Annotated in this window: 26 protein-coding genes; 6 read left to right on the top strand and 20 right to left on the bottom strand. The window is 66.1% G+C overall.

From position 1 onward, the window contains the following. Positions 1 to 37 precede the first annotated feature (37 nt). Positions 38 to 433: a VOC family protein gene (locus L7H23_RS07715; RefSeq protein WP_237838761.1), complete on the bottom strand. Its 396-nt coding sequence runs from the start codon at positions 431 to 433 to the stop codon at positions 38 to 40. Between the two features lie 89 nt (positions 434 to 522). Here L7H23_RS07715 and soxR point away from each other — a divergent pair, with 89 nt between their 5' ends. Continuing rightward, a complete protein-coding gene (soxR, locus tag L7H23_RS07710; RefSeq protein WP_237838760.1) occupies positions 523 to 990 on the top strand; it encodes a redox-sensitive transcriptional activator SoxR in 468 nt (155 codons plus the stop codon). Here the strand turns inward: soxR and L7H23_RS07705 are convergent. From L7H23_RS07705 to L7H23_RS07660, 10 genes are all read right to left on the bottom strand, one after another. Then, positions 987 to 1,373, bottom strand: coding sequence for a hypothetical protein (locus tag L7H23_RS07705; protein WP_237838759.1), 387 nt, complete (start codon positions 1,371 to 1,373; stop codon positions 987 to 989). The two genes, soxR and L7H23_RS07705, sit on opposite strands and share 4 nt — an antisense overlap. A 22-nt stretch (positions 1,374 to 1,395) precedes the next feature. Next, positions 1,396 to 2,199 carry an SDR family oxidoreductase gene (locus L7H23_RS07700; RefSeq protein WP_237838758.1) on the bottom strand — a complete coding sequence of 268 codons (804 nt, stop codon included), beginning with the start codon at positions 2,197 to 2,199 and terminating at the stop codon, positions 1,396 to 1,398. Positions 2,200 to 2,202: 3 nt separating this feature from the next. Further along, positions 2,203 to 2,493: a putative quinol monooxygenase gene (locus tag L7H23_RS07695; protein ID WP_237838757.1), complete on the bottom strand. Its 291-nt coding sequence runs from the start codon at positions 2,491 to 2,493 to the stop codon at positions 2,203 to 2,205. Between the two features lie 16 nt (positions 2,494 to 2,509). Beyond that, entirely contained in the window at positions 2,510 to 3,094 is a 585-nt protein-coding gene (locus tag L7H23_RS07690; protein WP_237838756.1) for a carboxymuconolactone decarboxylase family protein, read from the bottom strand. A 1-nt stretch (position 3,095) separates the two neighbouring features. Next, a complete protein-coding gene (locus L7H23_RS07685; RefSeq protein WP_237838755.1) occupies positions 3,096 to 4,277 on the bottom strand; it encodes an acetyl-CoA C-acyltransferase in 1,182 nt (393 codons plus the stop codon). A 63-nt stretch (positions 4,278 to 4,340) separates the two neighbouring features. After that, positions 4,341 to 4,799: a MaoC family dehydratase gene (locus L7H23_RS07680; RefSeq protein WP_237838754.1), complete on the bottom strand. Its 459-nt coding sequence runs from the start codon at positions 4,797 to 4,799 to the stop codon at positions 4,341 to 4,343. A 94-nt stretch (positions 4,800 to 4,893) separates the two neighbouring features. Beyond that, positions 4,894 to 6,102 (bottom strand): mechanosensitive ion channel domain-containing protein, encoded by a 1,209-nt coding sequence (locus L7H23_RS07675; RefSeq protein ID WP_237838753.1) that lies wholly within the window; start codon positions 6,100 to 6,102, stop codon positions 4,894 to 4,896. 17 nt (positions 6,103 to 6,119) lie between these two features. After that, positions 6,120 to 7,130, bottom strand: coding sequence for a DNA topoisomerase IB (locus tag L7H23_RS07670; protein ID WP_237838752.1), 1,011 nt, complete (start codon positions 7,128 to 7,130; stop codon positions 6,120 to 6,122). A gap of 37 nt (positions 7,131 to 7,167) precedes the next feature. Next, positions 7,168 to 8,553, bottom strand: coding sequence for a putative O-glycosylation ligase, exosortase A system-associated (locus L7H23_RS07665; protein WP_237838751.1), 1,386 nt, complete (start codon positions 8,551 to 8,553; stop codon positions 7,168 to 7,170). Beyond that, positions 8,546 to 8,710, bottom strand: coding sequence for a hypothetical protein (locus L7H23_RS07660; RefSeq protein WP_237838750.1), 165 nt, complete (start codon positions 8,708 to 8,710; stop codon positions 8,546 to 8,548). The genes L7H23_RS07665 and L7H23_RS07660 overlap by 8 nt, the downstream gene beginning before the upstream one ends. A 108-nt stretch (positions 8,711 to 8,818) precedes the next feature. Here L7H23_RS07660 and L7H23_RS07655 point away from each other — a divergent pair, with 108 nt between their 5' ends. Both L7H23_RS07655 and L7H23_RS07650 read left to right on the top strand, forming a co-directional pair. Continuing rightward, positions 8,819 to 10,039 (top strand): TIGR04063 family PEP-CTERM/XrtA system glycosyltransferase, encoded by a 1,221-nt coding sequence (locus L7H23_RS07655; RefSeq protein ID WP_237838749.1) that lies wholly within the window; start codon positions 8,819 to 8,821, stop codon positions 10,037 to 10,039. Continuing rightward, positions 9,987 to 10,838, top strand: coding sequence for a hypothetical protein (locus tag L7H23_RS07650; protein ID WP_237838748.1), 852 nt, complete (start codon positions 9,987 to 9,989; stop codon positions 10,836 to 10,838). The genes L7H23_RS07655 and L7H23_RS07650 overlap by 53 nt, the downstream gene beginning before the upstream one ends. Before the next feature lie 10 nt (positions 10,839 to 10,848). On the opposite strand, the gene L7H23_RS07645 is transcribed toward L7H23_RS07650, so the two are convergent. Together L7H23_RS07645 and L7H23_RS07640 are read right to left on the bottom strand one after the other, a co-directional pair. After that, on the bottom strand, positions 10,849 to 11,157 hold the full coding sequence (locus tag L7H23_RS07645; protein ID WP_237838747.1) for a hypothetical protein: 309 nt from the start codon (positions 11,155 to 11,157) through the stop codon (positions 10,849 to 10,851). Then, positions 11,154 to 11,399, bottom strand: a complete 246-nt coding sequence (locus L7H23_RS07640) for a hypothetical protein (RefSeq protein WP_237838746.1) — start codon at positions 11,397 to 11,399, stop codon at positions 11,154 to 11,156. The genes L7H23_RS07645 and L7H23_RS07640 overlap by 4 nt, the downstream gene beginning before the upstream one ends. Before the next feature lie 138 nt (positions 11,400 to 11,537). On the opposite strand from L7H23_RS07640, the gene L7H23_RS07635 reads away from it, so the two are divergent. Further along, on the top strand, positions 11,538 to 12,221 hold the full coding sequence (locus L7H23_RS07635) for a S24 family peptidase (protein ID WP_237838745.1): 684 nt from the start codon (positions 11,538 to 11,540) through the stop codon (positions 12,219 to 12,221). Here L7H23_RS07635 and L7H23_RS07630 read toward each other — a convergent pair. Next, entirely contained in the window at positions 12,218 to 12,523 is a 306-nt protein-coding gene (locus L7H23_RS07630; RefSeq protein ID WP_237838744.1) for a hypothetical protein, read from the bottom strand. The two genes, L7H23_RS07635 and L7H23_RS07630, sit on opposite strands and share 4 nt — an antisense overlap. Before the next feature lie 185 nt (positions 12,524 to 12,708). Between L7H23_RS07630 and L7H23_RS07625 the strand changes: the two genes are divergently transcribed. Both L7H23_RS07625 and aqpZ read left to right on the top strand, forming a co-directional pair. Further along, on the top strand, positions 12,709 to 13,995 hold the full coding sequence (locus L7H23_RS07625) for a methyl-accepting chemotaxis protein (protein ID WP_237838743.1): 1,287 nt from the start codon (positions 12,709 to 12,711) through the stop codon (positions 13,993 to 13,995). A gap of 86 nt (positions 13,996 to 14,081) precedes the next feature. Then, positions 14,082 to 14,807 (top strand): aquaporin Z, encoded by a 726-nt coding sequence (gene aqpZ, locus L7H23_RS07620; RefSeq protein WP_237838742.1) that lies wholly within the window; start codon positions 14,082 to 14,084, stop codon positions 14,805 to 14,807. Positions 14,808 to 14,841: 34 nt separating this feature from the next. Here the strand turns inward: aqpZ and galU are convergent, their stop codons facing one another. The 6 genes from galU to L7H23_RS07590 form a co-directional block, all read right to left on the bottom strand. After that, positions 14,842 to 15,705, bottom strand: coding sequence for a UTP--glucose-1-phosphate uridylyltransferase GalU (galU, locus tag L7H23_RS07615; protein WP_237838741.1), 864 nt, complete (start codon positions 15,703 to 15,705; stop codon positions 14,842 to 14,844). 55 nt (positions 15,706 to 15,760) lie between these two features. Beyond that, entirely contained in the window at positions 15,761 to 16,222 is a 462-nt protein-coding gene (locus L7H23_RS07610; RefSeq protein WP_237838740.1) for an OmpA family protein, read from the bottom strand. A gap of 55 nt (positions 16,223 to 16,277) precedes the next feature. Then, positions 16,278 to 17,483, bottom strand: a complete 1,206-nt coding sequence (locus L7H23_RS07605) for a diguanylate cyclase (RefSeq protein WP_237838739.1) — start codon at positions 17,481 to 17,483, stop codon at positions 16,278 to 16,280. Further along, a complete protein-coding gene (locus L7H23_RS07600; protein ID WP_237838738.1) occupies positions 17,480 to 18,001 on the bottom strand; it encodes a YfiR family protein in 522 nt (173 codons plus the stop codon). Before L7H23_RS07600 ends, L7H23_RS07605 begins: the two co-directional genes overlap by 4 nt. A gap of 171 nt (positions 18,002 to 18,172) precedes the next feature. Beyond that, positions 18,173 to 18,709 (bottom strand): peptide-methionine (S)-S-oxide reductase MsrA, encoded by a 537-nt coding sequence (msrA, locus tag L7H23_RS07595; RefSeq protein ID WP_237838737.1) that lies wholly within the window; start codon positions 18,707 to 18,709, stop codon positions 18,173 to 18,175. A gap of 55 nt (positions 18,710 to 18,764) precedes the next feature. Further along, on the bottom strand, positions 18,765 to 19,748 hold the full coding sequence (locus L7H23_RS07590; protein WP_237838736.1) for a M48 family metallopeptidase: 984 nt from the start codon (positions 19,746 to 19,748) through the stop codon (positions 18,765 to 18,767). Positions 19,749 to 19,773: the final 25 nt, after the last annotated feature.

Genomic DNA, 19,773 nt, shown 5'->3' with positions numbered 1-19,773 from the left:
AACGATAAACGCTTGTGAATGCCCGATGTTGCGCCGTTCAGCGCGGGCGCGGCTCCGAATAGCTGACGACTTCATATTCGATCCCGTCCGGGTCGAAGAAATAGAAGCGGCGGCCGGGCTCGTAGTCGCCATGGTTGAAGGGTGTAAGGCCGACCGCCTTGACGCGCATCTCGATCGTGTCGAGGTCGTCGACCTGCACCCCGACATGGTTGAGCGGCTCGCCCTTCGGATAGCGCGTGTCGACATGCTGTCCGTCGGGGCCGGTATAGAGCGCGACATAGGCCGCGTCGCTGCCGAGGTGGATCGTCCGGCCACCATCGCGCGCCGGGCCGCGCCAGCGTTCGTGCCAGCCGAAGATCGCCGACAATATGCCCGCGGTGCGGTCGGGGTCGCTGACGGTAAGGTTCACATGTTCGATGAAGGGGTGCGTCATGGTCTTGCTTTCGTGATTCGGGTTGACGCAGCGGTGTATGAAAGCTCAAGTGAGGTTTAGATCAAGCGGAAAGCGAAGGAGCTTGTGTCATGCACCGGACCGACCTGATCGCGATCGGCGAGCTTGCGGCGCGCACCGGCGTCGCGGTGTCGGCGATCCGTTTCTACGAGGCCAAGGGCCTGCTCGAAGCTCTGCGCACCGGCGGCGGCCAGCGCCGCTTTCTGCGCGCCGACATCCGCCGCGTGTCGTTCATTCTGATCGCGCAGCAAATGGGGCTGAGCCTTGAGGAGATTGCGGGCGAACTGGCGAGCCTGCCTGCCGGTCGGACGCCGAACGCCGCCGACTGGACGCGGATCAGCACCGGCCTGCGCGCGCGGATCGATGCAGAGCTCGCGGCGCTGGCGCGGACGCGCGAACTGCTTGATCAATGCATCGGCTGCGGGTGTCTGAGCCTCAAGAAATGCGGGCTGTATAATGTGGGCGACAAGGCGGCGCAGCGCGGGGCGGGGCCGCGTTACCTGCTCGGCGACCGGGCGGGGGAGATCGCGGAGGTCTAGAGCAGCCCCGCCTGCACCCGATAGAGGTGGCTGTCGGCATATTGGACGAATTTGACGAGCGCGCCGTCCTTTGCAGTCCAGACATGGCAAAAGGGCGCCGCGACCTTGTCGTCGAGGCCGCGATAATATCCGAAGGCGACCGCGCGATCGGCACCGAGCGGGAGAAGTTCGTCCGGGATGGCGCTGAAGTCGGGAATGTCGTTCGCGATCGGGCCGAAGACATTCTGTGCGACCTCGGCGAAACCATGCCAGACGCCCCCATAGGGCATGCCCAGATTCTCGTGCCATTCGATATGCTTCAGCGCGGCATCGAGCGCGGGCATGTCGGCGGCGGCGAAGGCGTCGTACACGGCGCGGGCGGCGGAAACGGCGTCGGACATCATCTCTTCCCTTCAGGAATGACTGCTACCCGACGCGGACGCTGGCACCTCCGTCGACGGGAAGCAAGACGCCGGTGATGAAGCGCGCCTCGTCGGAAGCGAGAAAGAGTGCGGCATTGGCGGTGTCCCACGCGCTGCCCATTCCGCCCTTCAGCGGCACCATCGCGGCACGCGCGGCGCGCTGCTCGTCGAGCCCGCGGCCGTCGCGCGCGGCGGTGCCCTGGATCGCCATCGGCGTGTCCATCAGTCCGGGCAGGATCGCATTGCACCGCACGCCCTTCGACGCCGAGCCCTGCGCGGTAGCGGTGGTCAGCCGGTTGAGCGCGGCCTTCGAAATCTCATAGGCGATCATGTTCGCGCCCGCGATCGAGGCGAGCGACGAGATGTTGAGGATCACGCCGCTCTCCGCCGCGCGCATCGGCGCGAGCACCGCACGGGTGAGGCGGCGGGCGCCGGTGAAGTTGATCGCGAAGACCTGATCGAAGGCGTCGTCGGTCGCCTTGTGCGACGGGCCGTCGCCGGGCGAGCCGACCCCGACATTGTTGACGAGAATGTCGATGCGGCTCCAGCGCGCGAGCGCCGCGGCGACCAGCGTCTCGATATCGGCAAGCTGCGTGATGTCGGCGGCGTGGGCGAAGGCTGAGCCGCCCGCATCGGCAATCATCGCTGCGGTATCTTCGGCGCGTTCGGCGATGCGGTCGACGCAAAACACTTCGGCGCCCTCGCGCGCAAAGGTCAGTGCGATCGCGCGGCCGTTGCCGATCGTGTCGCCGGGCTGCTGGCCCGCACCGACGACGATCGCGACCTTGCCTGCGAGCCGGCCGGACATGGCTCAGACCGCCGGCAGGCTTTCGATCTCGGGCGCGCCGGCAAGGCAGGGGCCGAGCTTCGCGCCGAGCGAGCGGAAATGATCCGACGCGCGGTGCGCGGCGATCGCAGCCTCGTCGTCGTAGCATTCGAGCACCTTGTAGACGCCGGTCTCGGCGGTACGGAACAGCTTGTAATAGCTGTTGCCGGGTTCGTTCGCGCGGACCGCGGGGGCGAGTTCGGCGAAGACGCCTTCGAATTCTGCTTCCTTGCCGGGCAGGACGCGAAGGGTGGCAATAACTCCGATGCCGCTCATATCTCTCTCCTTTGTGTCAGGCCTTGAGGTCGGGATCGACCTCCCAGCCGTCTTCGACCTGGATGCCGAAGCTGTTCAGTATCATCGAAACCTGGGTGTACTGGCCGACCGTCATGACGAGGTCCATCCGGCCCTTGTCGCCGAGCGGCGCGAGCGCGGCCCAGCTGGTGTCGGAGACGAAGTGGTTGCTCGTGAGGTCGTCGGTCGCGCGGAGCATCGCGCGGTCGATCTCGCTCCAACCGTCCGCTTCGGGGCCGGCCTTGATGCGATCGATCTCGTCTTCGCTGAGGCCGCTGTCGAGCCCGATGCGCTTGTGCTGCGTCCACTCATAGCCCGAGCGGCAGTTGTAGCCGGTGCGCAGGATGACGAGTTCGCGGTCGCGTTCGGACAAGGCGTTGCGGCGCGACAGGATATAGCTGCCCCAGCCAAGGAACGCGGTCAGCGCTTTCGGCGCGTGTGCCAGCGTGCGGAAGATGTTGAGCACCCGTCCGCCGCCGACCTTGCCGCCGTCGGTGTCGAGGAACGGCGCCAGCGCAGCGCGCTGGTCGGCATCGAGCCGGTCGAGATCGACCGGCTCGATACGCGGAGCGTTCAGACGCAAATCAGAAGACCTCGAACAGGCCCGCTGCGCCTTGGCCGCCACCGATGCACATGGTGACGACGGCATATTTCACGCCGCGGCGCTTGCCCTCGATCAGCGCGTGGCCGACGCAGCGCGCGCCGGTCATGCCGAAGGGGTGGCCGATCGAGATCGAGCCGCCGTTGACGTTGAGCAGTTCGTTCGGAATGCCGAGCTTGTCGCGGCAATAGAGGACCTGCACGGCGAAGGCTTCGTTGAGTTCCCAAAGGCCGATGTCGTCCATCTTGAGCTCGAAGCGTTCGAGAAGCTTCGGGATCGCGAAGACGGGGCCGATGCCCATTTCGTCGGGCTCCGTGCCCGCGACCGCCATGCCGACATAACGGCCGAGCGGCTGGAGACCGCGCTTCTCGGCGACCTTGGCTTCCATCACGACGCAGGCCGACGCGCCGTCGGCGAGCTGGCTGGCGTTGCCCGCGGTGATCGTGAAGCCTTCGCCCATCACCGGCTTCAGGCTGGCGAGCCCTTCGAGCGTGGTGTCGACGCGGTTGCACTCGTCCTTGGCGGCGACGACATCCTGAAAGCTGACTTCCTTCGTTTCCTTGTTCACCACCGCCATGGTCGCGGGGCAGGCGACGATTTCGTCGTCATATTTGCCCGCGGCCTGCGCGGCGGCGGTGCGCTGCTGCGACTGGAGCGAATATTCATCCTGATACTCGCGGCTGATGTTGTAGCGCTTCGCGACGACCTCGGCGGTGCCGATCATCGGCATATAGGTGTCCTTGTGCATCGCGATCAGCTCGGCGTCGGTCTCGATGAAAACCTTGCCGCTGCCGCTGACCTTCGAGATGCTTTCGATGCCGCCGGCGACTGCGATGTCCTGACGGTCGACGATGATCTGCTTCGCGGCAGTCGCGATCGTCATCAGGCCCGACGAGCACTGGCGGTCGATCGACATGCCGGGAACGGTAACGGGGAGGCCCGAGCGCAGCGCGATCAGGCGCGCGACGTTCATCGTCTGCGATCCCTGCTGCATCGCGGCGCCGAAGACGACATCGTCGATCTCGCCGCCTTCGACCCCGGCGCGCTCGACCGCGGCGCGGACCGCATGCGCGCCCAGCGTCGGGGCGAGCGTGTTGTTGAACGAGCCGCGCGCCGCCTTGGTCAGCGGGGTGCGGGCGGTGGAAACGATGACTGCGTCACGCATGGTGGAGTTCCTTTTGCTTGGTGCCGTTTTATCTTTTCGGGGGAGGTCGGCGGATATTTGCGATCAGATGAAAAACTGCGTGATCCACTCGGCGATCAGTGCGGGCTTTTCCTCGCCTTCGATCTCGACGGTGATCTCGTTGGTCTGCTGCCACTGACCGGGGCGCTTTTCGTCGAGTTCGAGCAGCTTCACATGGCTGCGCACGCGCTTGCCCGAGCGGACGGGTGCGAGGAAGCGGACTTTGTTGCCGCCATAGTTCACGCCCATCTTGATGCCCTCGATCTTCGGGCCGTCGGTTTTCGCACCGAGCATCGGGATCAACGACAAGGTCAGGAAGCCGTGGGCGATGGTGCCGCCAAACGGGGTCAGCTTCGCCTTTTCCTCGTCGATGTGGATGAACTGGTGGTCGCCGGTCGCGTCGGCGAACTTGTTGATCATGTCCTGATCGACAAGCACCCATTCGGACGTGCCGAGATGCTCACCGACCCTGGTCTGCAGTTCCTGCGGCGTAATGGTGGCCATTGGCTATCCCCTCGATCGTTGGTTCGGGGCGCGTTCTAGGCCTGTCCTGCCGCATTGCACAAGGCCCAAGCGGGCAGGCTGCGGCGCCGTAGCGTCAGCCGGGCTTCGCGGTCTTGGCAGCGCCTGCCCTGGGCTTCGGGGACTCGGCATAGGGCATGATCATCGTCCCGTCGGGCGCGGCGGTAAAGGTCGTCTGCGTCGGATAGGCGAACTGGTAGCCGGCAGCGGCCATGGCCTCGAACAGCCGGATCGCGACGTCGGTGCGCGCGGCGACAACCGCTTCGAATTCATCGGTGAAGACGTCGAAGAGCAGTTCGAAATCGAGGCTCGACGGCCCGAAGGTGACGAAGCTCGACCGGATGAACTCCTGTCCCGCCGCCTTTACCTGTTCTTCGAGCAGCGCGGGCAGATCGCGAAGCATCGCGGGCGTGGTCTGATAGATCACGCCGATCGTGAAGGTCACACGGCGGCGATGGAGATGCGCGAAATTGGTGATCTCCTTCGCGAGCAGATTGGTGTTCGAAATCACGAGCAGCTCGCCGTTGACCGAACGCAGCCGCGTGCTCTTGAGCCCGATGCGCTCGACCGTTGCAGTGCTGGTGTCGTACTTGATCGTCTCGCCGACGCGAAACGGCCGGTCGAAGATGATCGACAGCGAGGCGAAGAGGTCCGAGAAGATGCCCTGCGCCGCAAGGCCGATCGCGATGCCGCCGATACCGAGGCCGGCAATCAGCCCGGTGACGTTCACCCCCATATTGTCGAGGATGACGATGGTCGCGACCGCAAACAGCGCGACGCTGATCAGCAGGCGGATGATCCCCATCGCGTTGCTGAGCGTCTCGTTGTTCCCTTCCGCGGCGCGGCGGCCGATCAGGCCGAGGATGATCTCGCGCACCCAGATCGCGACCTGCAGCACGACCGCGACGGTGAAGACGAACTGGATGACCTGCATGATCGCGGCGGGCGGCTGCGCATAGCCCGCGACCATGCGGATCGCGACGATCGCGATGACCGCCGACTTGGTCTTGTGAATCACGCGTCCCGCGATGTGCGTCAGTGACAGATCGCCCTCGGCCGACTGCGCATGCTTCAGGGCGAAGGTGCGGATCATCGACAACAGGAAATAGATCAGGAGGCCGGCGCCGATCGCGACGCCGATCTGCAGCCAGTGGCTGTTCACCCACGCGACGCTGACATCCCAATAGTGCCGGAGGTCGGCGAGCGGATCGCTTGCCGTCGCGGTCTTCCCGGCGGCTGGTGCGACGACAGCAGTCTTGGCGGCGGTCAGAAGCGAAAAGGTCATGCGTGTCTCTTGGCGGATCAGGCGGAGCGAAGCAACGCCGCGGCACCGGGCGCGCGTTCGAGCCAGGCGAGAAAGCCGCGCTCGTAGCGCGAGAGATATCTGGTCGCCCGCGGCAGCGGCCCGGCGTCTGCGGCGAAATTTCCTCGCTCCTGCGCGGCCGCAATCATCGCCGGGTGAACATAAGCCTTGCGCGCGACCGCCGGCGTGTTGCCGAGCCGGTCGGCGACGTGCGCGAGCATCGCCTTCAGCGTCGGCGCTTCGGGTGCGCCGTGAAGAAAGGTGAACGCCTCGACGCTCGCCGACCAGGTGCGGAAATGCTTGGCGCTGAACGCGTCGCCCATCGCTTCGCGGATATAGGCATTCACGTCCCCCGACCCGACCGCGCAGAGATCGTCGCCATCCTGATACTGGAAGAGATTCTGCCCGGGCAGATCCTGCAGCCGGCGGACGAGCGTCGCCAGATTGCGATCGCTGATCGTGACATCCTTTTTCGCACCGCTTTTCGCGCGGTAGCTGAGGCGGAGCGTCCGCCCCGAGATTCTGGCGTGGCGCTGGCGCAATGTCGTCGCGCCGAAGCTCTTGTTTGCGACGGCATATTCTTCGTTGCCGACGCGGAGCGCCGCAAGATCGAGCAGCCGCACCACCGCGCCGACGATCCGTTCCTGACACAGCGTCCGCCGCGCCAGATCGTCGGCCAGCCGGGCGCGGAGCAAGGGCAGCGCATGGCCGAAGGCGGCGCAGCGGTCATATTTGTCGACCTCCTGCGCGAGGCGGAATTCGGGGTGATAGCGATATTGCTTGCGCCCGCGCGCGTCATATCCGGTGGCGAGGATATGGCCATTCGGCGCCGGGCAGAACCACGCATCCTCATAGGCGGGCGGCAGCGCGATCGCATTGAGTCGATCGATCTCGTCGCGGCCGCGAATAAGCCTGCCCCTGGCGTCGCGATACTTCCAGCCGACGCCCGAGCGCTCGCGGCTGATGCCGGGCAAGCTGTCGTCGACGTGGATCAGGCGTTCGGCAGACATGGGGCATTAGCGCCTCGCCCCCGCCGATGGTTCCCGGTCAGTGCGCGTTCGGTACGGGGTGACGCGCCGGAACCTGTGCCGGACGCGCGGTCAGCGGGCGCCATCCGGCCTCGCGTTCACGGCGGCGGACATAGGTCGACAGCCCCATTTCGAGTGCGAGCATCATGTAGATGAAGGGCTGGAACGCGATGCCGACAAAGAGCGATCCGATCATGTAGGTGACGTGGCCGTGCTGGAGCGCGGTTGCGAGCGGTGCGATCCATTGCTCCTCGGCGCGGCGGGTCTTCAGATAGCGCCGGCGCAGGCGTTCCATCTGGACGAGGCTGACACCGTGGAGCAACAGCCAGAGCGCGAGGCCGGGATAGCCCTGCTCGCCCAGCATTTCGAAATAGCTCGAATGATAGGCGCGCGAACGCTCCTCATAGACGGTCGCTTCGGACTCCTGCGGCTTGTCGGGATCATAGGTGGTGCCGCCCGCCTTTTCGACGCGGACATGGTTCTGGATATAGGCCTCGAACCCGCCGCCGAACGGATGGTCCTTCGCATATTCCCATGTCCACGCCCACACGGCGACGCGGGTCGACGCCGACTGGTCGGACTTGTGGTCGCGGATCGTTTCCATGCGTGCGGTGAAGCTCTGGGGCAGGAAGGGGATCACTGCGATCGTCAGCAACACCGCGCCCGCGACATAGAGGAAGCGGTGCTTGACCGCACGCAGCGACAGGACGGCAAGGATGACCAGACAGACCAGACCCGTACGGGCCTGGGTGCCGATCGGCAGCAGCGCGCAGGCGAAGATCAGCGCGAAGCAGAACAGCGAAACGCGCCAGTCGGGCGGAAAGATCGTGCCGTGCTTGCGATACCAGAGGATCAGCGGGATGATCGAAATGCCGACTGCCGACATGATCGAGCCTTCGTAGAGGCCGTAATTTTCGTTGAGGAGAAGTTGCAGCTGGCCGTAACCGCCGCCGCCGCCTGCGGTCTTGATGCCGCCCGCGATCGCGATCGCGCCCGCCGACAACAGCATGATCAGGATCAGCGATTCGATGCGGAGCTTGGTACGCAGCGTCAGCGGCAGGAAGATCGCCCAGACGAGCGCTTTCCATACCCAGCTCCACTTGTCCGCCGCCTCGACCGGGAAGTCGGCGTTGATCGTCGTCATCCAGCAATAGAGCAGGAGGGCGATCAGCAGGAATTGCCGCCCCGACCATCGCGTATCGCGCTTGTCGTCGACCGCGAGCCAGCCGCCGATCGCAAGTCCGAAGACGATCAGCGAGATTGGGATCGAGTTGATCAGGAAATAGCTGAGCCGCTGCGGCGCGACGATGTCGATGTAGCAGAAGCACAGGACGAACAGGAACGGCTTGCGAAAGCCGACCCCGATGAAGGCGAAGAGAAAGGCAACGAAGGCAAGGTCACGCATCGGACGGCGCGTCCTTGGCCGCGGCTTCGGCGTCGCGGTTCTGTTGCCACACCGTGCGCGGGCTGACCTCGTGGTCGAGGTCGTCACGATACAGCAGGCGCCAGAGGGCAATCGCCATCAGCACATGGGTCAGGGCAATGGAAAAATTGTCGACCATCGATATAGTTTGCCCGAAAACCCCTTATGGCCCAAGGGCCCGATGTCAGAGCCCTACGCGAGCGAGGTTGACGCCGCGTTAAGGCTTATATGTCAAAGCACTGGCCCGATGACCCGTATTCTTCACATTCTCGATCACAGCCTTCCCGCGCATAGCGGCTATACCTTTCGTACCCGCGCGCTGATGAAGGCGCAGCAGGCGAAGGGATGGGCGGTCGCGGGAGTGACCGGCGTGCGCCATCCGGTCCCCGGACCCGACGTCGAGACGGTCGACGGGCTGACCTTCTATCGCACCCCCGCGATCGCCCCCGCGCGCTCCCCGATCCGCGAGTGGCGCGAGATTGCGGCGCTTGCCGCGCGGACCGAGGCGCTGGTGGGCGAATGGCAGCCCGACCTGCTCCACGCGCATTCGCCGGTGCTCGATGGCCTCGCGGCGCTGCGCGTCGGCAAGAAGCTGGGCATTCCCGTCATCTACGAGATCCGCGCCTTCTGGGAAGATGCGGCCGTCGGCAACGGGACAGGGCGCGAGGGCGGACTGCGCTATCATCTGATCAAGCGCCTCGAAACGCACGCGGTCCGATCGGCCGACGCGGTCGCGGTGATCTGCGAGGGACTGCGTGGCGACCTGATCGCGCGCGGGATCGATCCGCAGAAGATTACCGTTTCGCCGAACGGCGTCGATCTCGACCTGTTCGGGGACCCGCCGCGGCGCGACGACCGGCTCGCGGGTGATCTGGGGCTGCATGCCGACGACGCCGTGATCGGCTTTATCGGCAGCTTCTATGATTATGAGGGCATCGACGATCTGATCGCGGCGATGCCGGCGCTCGTCGCGGCCGAACCGCGCGCGCGGCTGCTTCTTGTCGGCGGCGGGCCGATGGAGGCCGCGCTGAAGGCACAGGCGGCCGCATCGGCTGTTGCCGGTCATATCTCGTTCGTCGGCCGCGTTCCGCACGAAGAGGTCGAACGCTATTACTCGCTGATCGATATCCTTGCCTATCCGCGCAAGAAGATGCGGCTGACCGATCTCGTCACGCCGCTGAAGCCGCTGGAAGCCATGGCACAGGGCAAGCTGGTCGCCGCGTCGGACGTCGGGGGACATCGCGAGCTGATCGAGGACGGCGTCACGGGTACGCTTTTCGCGCCCGACGATCCCGCAGCGATCGCGATGGCACTGGCCGGCCTGCTCGGGGCGCGGGGAATGTGGGACGAACGACGCGCGACGGCACGTATTTTTGTCGAAAGGCATCGTAACTGGTCGTCAAACATTTTACGTTATGAACCTGTTTACCAACGGTTGCTGCGCGGCGATGCGCGCGATGCAGCCTGACGATCTGGATACGGATTTTATGGACGAGGGCAGCGAGACTATGGGGAACGGCCGCCGGGCAGCAGTGTGGAGCGTGTTGCGCCCTGCCATGCCCGCGGTAATCGGCGCTGCGGCGCTGACATTCCTCTTCGCTGCCGTCATGCCGATGGCGTGGGTCGCCGGCATCAGCTGGAACCTCTATCTCGATCGCGTCTCCGATTTCTTCCTGCCGCCCGTCGGCAATGCCGCCCGGCTGATCATGGCGCTCGGCATGGCGACGGTTGCTGCCCTGATTGCGGGCTTCGTGGCGCTGATCGTCGCGCGGCCGGGAGCCTTGGGCCTCTCCGCATTCCGGCATCGCGCGGGCCGGTCCGATGTCGGGGCTGACGACGTGCCGGTGCGCCGCCGCGCCGACCTGCACCCCGACGACCTGCCGCGCGCGCCGATCCGTGCGGGTCGCGACCTGCCCGCCGAAGGGCTGGTTCCGTCTGCCAGCGTGCTGGTCGACGAGGCATCGCATGAAGACGAGCTGGTGCTCGCCGACCTGGCTCCGGTCGAGATCGAGGAGCCCGGTACCGAACCCTGGCTGCAGCCCGCCGAACTTGCGGGGCCAGTGCTGCCGGACCCGGCCGATAATTCGCTCGGCGCGATGGTCGCCCGTTTCGAAGCCGGGCTGTCGCGTCGCCGCGTCGTCCGGGCTGCCGCGCCGGCAATCCCGATGCCCGAAGGCGTCGCGAGCGAGGGCGAGGGCGAGATCGACTTCGCGCTCGAGGCCGCGCTTGGCACGCTCCAGCGGATGAACCGTCAGGCAAACGGCTGACGCCCTGCGGTCAATCCTCGACCGTCAGTATCTCTATCCGGAAATCGCAAACATCGCCCACGCGCTCGACCGCGAGGTCTGCGACGATATGGCCGGGCAGCTGCCATTCGAGCGCCGAAAGTTGGTCCTGAAGTCCCGAAGGCATCGTGCCGCGGCAGGGAAAGATATGCCGCGCCCCGACGAAATTGGCGCTCGCCCAAGGGCGCAGAGTCGATGCGCCGACGCCGATATTGTCGGGAAGCGCTGCCGCGAGCAGGCGGGCGAGGCGATTGTGGGGGCAGCCGGGGCGGGCCGGTGCGGCGGGCGACCAGCGCATCATGCCGCGCCGCCTTCGCGAACGCGGCGGTCACCTTGCCGCGCCACGCGCCCGGCATGGAAATCGGCACGCCACAGGTTCATGAAATGCTCGACGCGGCAGATCAGCTGATGCCCGGGTTCGCGTCCGCCGCGCAGATCGCTGACGAGGCGCGGGTCGTGCACGGCAGCGCGGCCGAACACACTCGGCGGCATATGCGACTCTTTCAGGAAAGCCTCGATCCGTTGCAGCAGGCTGCGTTCCATTCCGTCCTCCTTTGCGCACCCGGATACGGGCGACTCGTCCAATAGGATATTTCCTATCTGGTTGGGGATTTCCTACTTGTCTAGGAAAATTCCTATCGCTATGGATGAAATAGGACGGACCAGCCCCCGAGGGACCAGATGACCGATTTCGACTCCGACCCGCGCGCCGCGCTCGACCGCTTGCTGGCCGAGAAGGGCATCGACTATGCGCAGCTGTCGGCGCGCATTGGGCGCAACCCGGCCTATATCCAGCAATATATCAAGCGCGGATCGCCGCGGCGGCTGGCCGAAGAGGATCGGGCGCGGATTGCGGCCTATCTGGGCGTGTCCGAATCGCTGCTCGGTGGTCCCGCGCGGCGCGTCGCGGCGACGCCCCCCGCATCGCGTGCGCAGTCGCGCGGTGCCGACATGGTGCTGGTGCCGAAGCTCGCGATCGGCGCCTCGGCAGGCGCGGGCGCGATTGCCGAAGGCGAGCCCGTCGAGGCGCAGGTCGCGTTCGATCCCAAATGGCTGCGCGACCTTGGCGCCGACCCCCGCGCGCTGAGCATCATCCGCGTCGAGGGCGATTCGATGGCGCCGACCCTGAACGACGGCGACGACATCATGGTCGATGGCGGCGATGCGGCTGCGCGGCTGCGCGACGGCATCTATGTGCTGCGGATGGACGATGTGCTGATGGTGAAGCGCATCGCGCGCGCGCCGGGGCAGGGGCGCGTGTCGGTGATCAGCGACAATCCGCACTACAGAAGCTGGGACGACCTGCCGATGGCGGCCATCCGGCTGGTCGGCCGCGTCGTCTGGACGGGACGCCGGGTGCGCTAGATCGGCTGCGCCATCACCGCTTCGATTTCATGCTCGAGCACTTCGACGCGCTCGCACTGGTCCTCGCTGCCGTTCCGGCACTTCTCGGCCGCCTTGTCGCGCTGGCGCGAGAGCTTGCCGAGCTTTTCCTCGCGCTCGCGCATCGCGCGGCCGCGGTTGCGATCGGATTCGTCCTGGCTCGTCGTTGTCCAGTCGGCGACCTGACCGACCGCCTTTACGGGCGCGGTGACGACCGACTTCACCGCACTGACGCACCCGCCGAGCAGCGGCGCGGTCAAGAGGACGAGCAACAGGACGCGCATGAAAAATCTCCCTCGGCGGCTAATCCCCATCGCATAGGCGCCGTCGCCTGAACAGCGGATTGCGATGGATCGTCCGCGCCGCGCGACCTTGTGTCACATCACTGAAACAAATGGTTAAATTGGTCTTTACCATGTGTGCGTAGGTCTCCCCGGCATCCAGGCACCCCCACGCCAAAGAGAGACCGATGAACCCTGTACCGCTTACCCTCGAGCCGGCGTCCGGCCATGCGATCGCGATCGGATCGGACGCGCGCCTTTCGGAAGTGATCGAGGCGTTTCGCGGTCATCCCGAATTGCGCCTGCTCGCCGTCCTCGACGATGGCGGCGCGCCGGTCGGGATCATCCGCGAGCAGCGCGTTCGCGAATTGCTTTTCTGTCCCTACTGGTTCTCGCTGATGCAGAATCCGACGATCGGCGGATCGATCGCTTCGATGATCGAACCCTGTCTCACCGCCGATATCGGGGAATCGACCGCGAGCCTGCTCGGCCGCGTGTCGCGCGCGAATAATCCGGACGGTTTGCTTCTGACCGATGGCGGGCGCTTCGTCGAAACGCTCGACGGCGTCCAGCTCGCGCGGCTGGCAATGATGCGCGAGGTCGAACTGGCGCGCGAGCGTGCCGACCGCGTGGCAATGGTCGACGACGCGGGGCGGCGCTTCCAGCAGGACATTGCCGCGCTGACAGCGAACCTGTCCGAGACGGCGCGCGAGGTCGAAGGCGTCGCACGCATCCTGTCCGAACGTGCCGAGCATACGGGGCGCGACGCGCTGTCGGTCGCCGGTGCGACCGCGCAGACGCTGGCGGGTCTGCAGGAACTCGGCGACCGCGGCCATGCCCTTGCGGCCAGTATGGCGCGGATCGTCGGCGACGGCACGCGCGCACGCGCGGTGCGCCATGACGCGCACCAGAAGGTCAAACAGGCCGGCGGCCGCGCCGCGGTCCTGCAGGAGGCGAGCCGGTCGATCGAGCAGATGCTCGCGCTGATTATCGACATGGCAAGCCGGACCAACATGCTCGCGCTCAATGCAGGGATCGAGGCGGCGCGCGCCGGCGATGCCGGGCGGGGCTTCGCGGTCGTGGCGGCGGAGGTCAAGTCGCTGGCGAGCCAGACGCGTACGGCGGCAACCGATATCACCCCCTTTATCGAACGGATCCGCGAGATCGTGGGGCAGGTCGCCGACGGCTTTCGCGAGGTCGAACGCGCGATCGATGCGAACAATGATTTCTCCGACACGATCGACCAGGCGGTCGACGGCCAGAGCGCGACGAGCCTGTCGATCGCAAGCTATGTCGAGCAGGCGGTATTCGCCGGACGCGAAATCGACACGCGCGTGCAGCACATCAGCCGCGGCGCATCGGCGGTCGGCGAGGGTGCGGCGGCGCTCGGCGAGCTGTCGTCCGATCTCAATCGTGCGGCGCAATCGCTGCACCAGCGCGCGCAAAGCTTTGTCCGGACGGTCGCAGCGGCCTGATTCCAAGGACTTGCGGTAAACGGCAACGCTGCTAGATTCGCCTTCGCGCCGACGGCGTCATGGCCGCCGGTGGGAGGGAGGGTCTTATGACGAATGTGCAAAAGGGCTTGGCCGAATTTATCGGCACGTTCTGGCTCGTCTTCGGCGGGTGCGGCAGCGCGGTTCTGGCCGCCGCCTTTCCCGATGTCGGTATCGGGCTGCTTGGCGTTTCGCTGGCGTTCGGTTTGACTGTCGTCACGATGGCTTATGCCATCGGCCATATTTCGGGGTGTCATCTGAACCCCGCGGTCACGGTCGGCCTGTGGGCTGGCGGACGCTTCGAGGCGCGCGATATTCCGCTTTATGTGGTGGCGCAGGTGCTGGGCGCGATCGTCGCAGCCTTCCTGCTGCTGTACGTCGCGCAGGGCAGCCCGACCTATGATCTCGCGACGAACGGGCTCGCGGCCAACGGCTTCGGCGAGCATTCGCCCGGCAAATATGACATGATCGCAGGTCTGACGATCGAGATCGTGCTGACGGCGGCGTTCCTGTGGATCATCATGGGCTCGACCGACGGCCGCGCGCCTGCCGGTTTCGCGCCGATCGCGATCGGGCTCGGGCTGACGCTGATCCACCTCATCTCGATTCCGGTGACGAACACCTCGGTCAATCCGGCCCGCAGCACCGGTCCGGCGCTGGTCGTCGGCGGCTGGGCGATCCAGCAATTGTGGCTTTTCTGGGTCGCGCCGTTGATCGGCGGGGCGCTCGGCGGATGGCTGTACAAGACCGTCGGTGCCGACGCTTTCCGGAAACCCGATATCGAGGGCGAATAAAGGGGGCGGCCGACGGAGGCCTGCCTCCGCCGGTCTATTTCAGCAGGTCGAGCGCGAAGGCGCGGACTTCGTCGGCCATGTCGGGCCGCTCGAGCGCGATCGCCAGATTGGCCTGGATATAGCCGGCCTTCGATCCGCAGTCGTAACGCGCGCCGTCGAAGGTCACGGCGTGAAAGGGCTGGTTGCCGATCATCGTCGCCATCGCGTCGGTGAGCTGGATTTCTCCCCCGGCACCCTTTTCCTGATTTTCGAGCACGCGCATGACTTCGGGCTGGAGGATATAGCGGCCCGAGATGATCAGGTTCGAGGGCGCCTCCTCGGCCTTCGGCTTTTCGACAAGGCCGGTCACCTCGGTCAGCGCGCCCTCGCTTTTGCCCGGCGCGATCACGCCATAGCTCGACACCTGCTCGTGCGGCACCTCGAGGACCGAGATCAGGTTGCCGCCGACCTTGTGATAGGCGTCGACCATCTGCTTCATGCAACCCGGCGAACCGTGCATGAACTCGTCGGGCAGGAAGATCGCGAAGGGTTCGTCGCCGACGATGTCGCGCGCGCACCATATCGCGTGACCGAGCCCCATCGGCTCCTGCTGGCGGACATAGGCGCAATTGCCGGGGCCGAGGCGGGTCGCCTCGAGGACCGAAATGTCGCGTCCGCGTTCGGACATCGTCTTTTCAAGCTCGAACGCGATGTCGAAATGATCCTCGATCGCGCCTTTGCCGCGGCCGGTGACGAAAATCATCTGTTCGATCCCCGCCTCGACCGCCTCGTCGACCGCGTACTGGATCAGCGGGCGGTCGACGACGGGCAGCATCTCCTTCGGGATCGCCTTTGTCGCAGGGAGAAAGCGCGTGCCGAGGCCGGCCACGGGAAATACGGCTTTGCGGATCGGTTTCATGCCGGGCCTTCTAGCGGGGAGGGCAGGGAGAGGAAAGGCGTGGCTGAAGAGTGCGTCAGGGCGGGGTGACGATGACGACGACGCGGCGATTGTCCTGCCGTCCCTCGGGGGTATTGTTCGGGGACAGGGGCAGGGTCTCGCCGCGGCCGACGATCTGGTCGGGCGTAAAGCGCATCCCGCCTTCCTGCAGCGGCGCAGCCACAGCCTGCGCCCGCGCCAGCGACAGCGTCTGGTTGTAGGCGGCGCTACCGGTCGAGTCGGTGTGCCCCTCGACCCTGGCTGTCGTGATGTCGACCGCCACGAGATTGCGGCCCATTGCCGCAAGGCGCGTGAGCTGGTCGGGAAGCAGGGCACTCTGGTCCGACGCGAAGAGCAGGCGTTCGTTGAGGGTCAGCTCCCATCCGGCGCTGGCTTCGACGAAACCTTCGGTCTTGAGCGCCGCGACCTGGGCGGGACTGAAACCCGTCGGGGCGGGCATGCTCTGGCACGCCGCGAGAAACGCGCCGACCAGGGTCATCAATATCAGGCGGATGGGGGGAAGCTTGGGGGTCACAGCAAATCTCCGCGGATAATCATATCTTGGGCCGGTTGACCATCTTGTCGGCATACATGGCGGCATCGGCGATCGTGAGCAGCGCCGTCGCATCGGCGCCATGGTCGGGGTAGACGGCCACGCCGACGCTGATCCGCAGGCGATACTCGCCGCCGCCGGGCAGGGTGACGGGCTGCGACACGCTGCTCTGGATGCGTGCGGCAAGCGTCTCGGGCGCGATGTCCGGATCGAGCGGGTCGATGATGACGATAAACTCGTCGCCGCCGATCCGCGCCGCGAAATCGCCCTTGCGCAGCGTTTCCTTGATCCGCGCCGACAGGGCGACGAGCAACGCGTCGCCGGCGCGGTGGCCATGGTTGTCGTTCGCCGCCTTGAAATTGTCGGCGTCGACGAAAAGCACCGCGAAGCGTTCGCCGCGCTGCTTCGCCGACTGGATGCGCAGCGCGAGCTGTTCGTCGAAAGCGGAACGGTTCGGCATCGCGGTCAGCATGTCGTGCGAGGCGCGGTGCGCGAGCAGCGCCTTTTCGCTTTCCATCGTGCCCTGCCAGCCCTGCAATTCGTCGAGCAGCGCGTTGATGTCGCCGCCCAGGCGGTCGAGTTCTGCGATGCCGAGCGGCTGTACCCGCTTGTCGAAGCGGCGATGGAGGCGCACGTCGTGCGCGACGGTCGCGATCTCGTTCAGCGGTTTGACCAGCTCATATTCGAACCGCCGGGCAAGGACGATCGTCCCCAATGCGGTCACCAGCAGGCAGCCGAGCCCGGCGAGCAGGCCGAGCCGCACATAGTCGATCAGCGTCGAGCTGTCGCCCCAGACTTCGATCCGTCCGATTACCGATCCGTTCCGCTGTACGGTCGCGGCGAAAGGCCTGGGAAAGAAGAGGCTCGTAAGCAGCGGTGCGGGGTCGCCGACCGGCGATGTCCATTCGGAAAGGGCGCGGCCACGGTCGTCGAGCACGCGAAGCCGCGCGATGCCGGGAATGCGCATCAGCGGTTCCAGCCCCTCGCGCGCCGCTTGCGGGTCGTTGAAGACGAGCGCGGGCTCGACGCCATACGCACCGAGGCGCGCGGCGAGTTCCATGTTGCGGTCGGCGTAACCGCGCAGCGTCGTGACGCCGGCGAGCAGGATCGTCGCACCCGACAGCGCGACTGCGAACAGCGTGATGCCGAAGTGGAAGCGCGACAGCAGCTTCTGCAGCGTCGTGCGCGGGGCGGTGCGTTCGCTCATCGTCCGCCTCCGTCGCTGCCGATCTTGAGGACGCGCGGATCCACGCGGAGCGTCCCGCGCCCGATGGCATCGAGATTGACCGAGAAGCTGACACTGCCGGTTCGCCCGGAAAGGCAGAACATCGCACCGAAGCTGCAGTTCGGGTCGTCGTCGGTTATCGTCAGCACCGGACGGCCACGTACCCAGGCAATCAGCCGCTGCCGATCGGCAACCGGCATCTGACCGAGGAATATGATGTCGCAATTGCCGCCGCCGGTGACGCCTGCGGCCGTCATGCGGCGGACGCTGATGGCGGGCCCGCCCGCCACGGCCGGTGCGATGCGATCGGTAAGGCGCGGGTCTCCCACGATGCACATCGTGCGCGCGGCTCCGGGCCGTTCGCCCGGCCATTTCGCGTAGCTGATGATCCCGCCGAGCACACGGTTGACGCCGCGCGTCGTCCCGTCGGCGCCGCCCTCGACGATCGTCTGGCTGGCCGACTGGATCGCCAGCTGTGGTGCCGCGAACGACGATCCCATCAGAAACAGCGAAACCAACAACGGACAGCGACCCCCAACTGCGCCTGGACGTTGATCCTGCCTCCAGACGGGCGCGTCCGCTAGTCTAAACCGCCGTCAAGTCAAGGAAAAGCGGCTATATGCCGCCATTTTGCAACAATATTGCCGCCGATCCGGTCTTTGTGTCAGAACCTAATCGGCACGCAATCGTTCGGCGAAGCCCTTGCGCAGCTTCGCGAGCTTGGGGGGGATGACAGCCATGCAATAGGGATTGCGCTGGCCTTCGCCCTCCCAATAGGATTGATGATAATCCTCGGCCGGATACCAGGTCGCCGGCGGTTCGATGGCCGTGACGATCGGGGTCGGCCAGTCGCCCTGCGCGCGTTCGATTCCCGCGCGGGCCGCGTCCCTCTGCGCATCGTCGAGGGGGAAGATCGCGCTGCGATACTGGGTGCCGATGTCGTTGCCCTGCCGGTTGAGCGTCGTCGGATCGTGCGTCGCGAAATGGACGTCGAGCAGATCGTCATAGGAAATGACGGCGGGATCGAAAGTGATGCGGATCGCCTCGGCATGGCCGGTGTCGCCGCTGCAGACCTGCTTGTAGGTCGGATTGGCGACGCTGCCGCCGATATAGCCGCTCTCGACGCTTTCGACGCCCGCGAGCGACTGAAAAACGGCCTCGGTGCACCAGAAGCAGCCGCCGGCAAAGATTGCGGTTTCACGGGTCATGGGATCATCCTCTAAAAGGGGAAGGAGCTGCCCGTCAGATAGGAAGCGGCCCCGGCTATTCCAAGGGCGGAGGATTGGCGATGAGCGGGGGTTCGAGCGGGCGTCCGGCCGCGCGGGCGGTGTCGATCGCGCGAATCTCGGCCTCGAACGAGGCGACCCGGTCCTTCCAGCGGGGATGCGTGCCCGGCTGAAACCAGGGTTTGCCCTTGCGCTGACCGAAGCGCGTCCAGAAGTGCACGGCGGCATGCGGATCGTAACCGGCGTTCGCGAGCAGCCATATGCTGAGCCGGTCGGCCTCGATCTCCGTCTGCCGGAACAGGCGCGCGCTGCGGCCGAGCTGTTTGCCGAGCCCGCGATCGACGCCCGCGGCATCGAGACGGGTGCGGTGGCGGAGGATATTGTGCGAAAGCTCATGCGCGATCGCGGCAGCCAGCTCTTCATCATTGGCGGCGAAGTCGGCGAGCCCGGCGTCGACATAGACGGCGCGGCCGTCGGCGACCGCGCCTTCGCGGCGCCGGTCCTCGACCCGAAAATCGCTCGCGCAACCGGCGACCGGCGTGACGGTCCAGCGCCTGCCGTCGCCTTCGATGCGGGCGGGCGCTGTCGGCAGCGCCGCGAACAGCATCTCGATCGCGGTGATCCTTGCGAACGGGTCGTCGCCTTCGCCGGCCGCGACGGCGCGATCGTTGATACGCGTGACGGGCGCGCCGATGCGGATGCCCGCCATTGCGGCCGGGGAGCCGGGAGCGATGGCGGCGACATAGGGCGCGTCGAGTTCGCCAACGCCATAGACGGTGTGAAGCGCGGTGCGCCCCGCGGCCGGATAGAGGCGCGGATCGCCCCAGATCCATCCGAACTGCGGCTGCTGCACCGGGCACCACGCGGCATTGGCGGTGGTCAGCCGAAAGCCGATCGTGGCGACCCGCGCCTCCTGCGCGGCGAGCGCCGCAACGGGTGAAGCGGCGTCCGCGGCGGCGAACGCCGGTCCCGATGCGGCAAGACAGAGCGCGGTCAGCGTGAAGCGGAAGGGCCAAAACATCGCGGCGACTTAACAAGCGTTGGCT

Source organism: Sphingopyxis sp. BSN-002 (genome assembly GCF_022024275.1).
Classification (GTDB): domain Bacteria; phylum Pseudomonadota; class Alphaproteobacteria; order Sphingomonadales; family Sphingomonadaceae; genus Sphingopyxis.
The sequence above is the reverse complement of the archived record's forward strand: the minus strand, read 5'-3'. Positions and strand labels throughout refer to the sequence as shown.

What these genes read in the sequence shown, in the direction of transcription:
- L7H23_RS07680 (WP_237838754.1), bottom strand. Translation starts at nt 4,799, where the DNA reads ATGGCCACCATTACGCCGCAGGAACTGCAGACCAGGGTCGGTGAGCAT.
- L7H23_RS07675 (WP_237838753.1), bottom strand. Translation starts at nt 6,102, where the DNA reads ATGACCTTTTCGCTTCTGACCGCCGCCAAGACTGCTGTCGTCGCACCA.
- L7H23_RS07590 (WP_237838736.1), bottom strand. Translation starts at nt 19,748, where the DNA reads ATGTTTTGGCCCTTCCGCTTCACGCTGACCGCGCTCTGTCTTGCCGCA.
- L7H23_RS07685 (WP_237838755.1), bottom strand. Translation starts at nt 4,277, where the DNA reads ATGCGTGACGCAGTCATCGTTTCCACCGCCCGCACCCCGCTGACCAAG.
- L7H23_RS07655 (WP_237838749.1), top strand. Translation starts at nt 8,819, where the DNA reads ATGACCCGTATTCTTCACATTCTCGATCACAGCCTTCCCGCGCATAGC.
- L7H23_RS07660 (WP_237838750.1), bottom strand. Translation starts at nt 8,710, where the DNA reads ATGGTCGACAATTTTTCCATTGCCCTGACCCATGTGCTGATGGCGATT.
- L7H23_RS07700 (WP_237838758.1), bottom strand. Translation starts at nt 2,199, where the DNA reads ATGTCCGGCCGGCTCGCAGGCAAGGTCGCGATCGTCGTCGGTGCGGGC.
- L7H23_RS07640 (WP_237838746.1), bottom strand. Translation starts at nt 11,399, where the DNA reads ATGGAACGCAGCCTGCTGCAACGGATCGAGGCTTTCCTGAAAGAGTCG.
- L7H23_RS07610 (WP_237838740.1), bottom strand. Translation starts at nt 16,222, where the DNA reads ATGACCCTGGTCGGCGCGTTTCTCGCGGCGTGCCAGAGCATGCCCGCC.
- L7H23_RS07645 (WP_237838747.1), bottom strand. Translation starts at nt 11,157, where the DNA reads ATGATGCGCTGGTCGCCCGCCGCACCGGCCCGCCCCGGCTGCCCCCAC.
- L7H23_RS07650 (WP_237838748.1), top strand. Translation starts at nt 9,987, where the DNA reads ATGAACCTGTTTACCAACGGTTGCTGCGCGGCGATGCGCGCGATGCAG.
- L7H23_RS07600 (WP_237838738.1), bottom strand. Translation starts at nt 18,001, where the DNA reads ATGGGATCGTCGTTCGCGGCACCACAGCTGGCGATCCAGTCGGCCAGC.
- L7H23_RS07630 (WP_237838744.1), bottom strand. Translation starts at nt 12,523, where the DNA reads ATGCGCGTCCTGTTGCTCGTCCTCTTGACCGCGCCGCTGCTCGGCGGG.
- L7H23_RS07665 (WP_237838751.1), bottom strand. Translation starts at nt 8,553, where the DNA reads ATGCGTGACCTTGCCTTCGTTGCCTTTCTCTTCGCCTTCATCGGGGTC.
- L7H23_RS07705 (WP_237838759.1), bottom strand. Translation starts at nt 1,373, where the DNA reads ATGATGTCCGACGCCGTTTCCGCCGCCCGCGCCGTGTACGACGCCTTC.
- L7H23_RS07605 (WP_237838739.1), bottom strand. Translation starts at nt 17,483, where the DNA reads ATGAGCGAACGCACCGCCCCGCGCACGACGCTGCAGAAGCTGCTGTCG.
- L7H23_RS07635 (WP_237838745.1), top strand. Translation starts at nt 11,538, where the DNA reads ATGACCGATTTCGACTCCGACCCGCGCGCCGCGCTCGACCGCTTGCTG.
- L7H23_RS07670 (WP_237838752.1), bottom strand. Translation starts at nt 7,130, where the DNA reads ATGTCTGCCGAACGCCTGATCCACGTCGACGACAGCTTGCCCGGCATC.
- L7H23_RS07625 (WP_237838743.1), top strand. Translation starts at nt 12,709, where the DNA reads ATGAACCCTGTACCGCTTACCCTCGAGCCGGCGTCCGGCCATGCGATC.
- galU (WP_237838741.1), bottom strand. Translation starts at nt 15,705, where the DNA reads ATGAAACCGATCCGCAAAGCCGTATTTCCCGTGGCCGGCCTCGGCACG.
- soxR (WP_237838760.1), top strand. Translation starts at nt 523, where the DNA reads ATGCACCGGACCGACCTGATCGCGATCGGCGAGCTTGCGGCGCGCACC.
- msrA (WP_237838737.1), bottom strand. Translation starts at nt 18,709, where the DNA reads ATGACCCGTGAAACCGCAATCTTTGCCGGCGGCTGCTTCTGGTGCACC.
- L7H23_RS07695 (WP_237838757.1), bottom strand. Translation starts at nt 2,493, where the DNA reads ATGAGCGGCATCGGAGTTATTGCCACCCTTCGCGTCCTGCCCGGCAAG.
- aqpZ (WP_237838742.1), top strand. Translation starts at nt 14,082, where the DNA reads ATGACGAATGTGCAAAAGGGCTTGGCCGAATTTATCGGCACGTTCTGG.
- L7H23_RS07715 (WP_237838761.1), bottom strand. Translation starts at nt 433, where the DNA reads ATGACGCACCCCTTCATCGAACATGTGAACCTTACCGTCAGCGACCCC.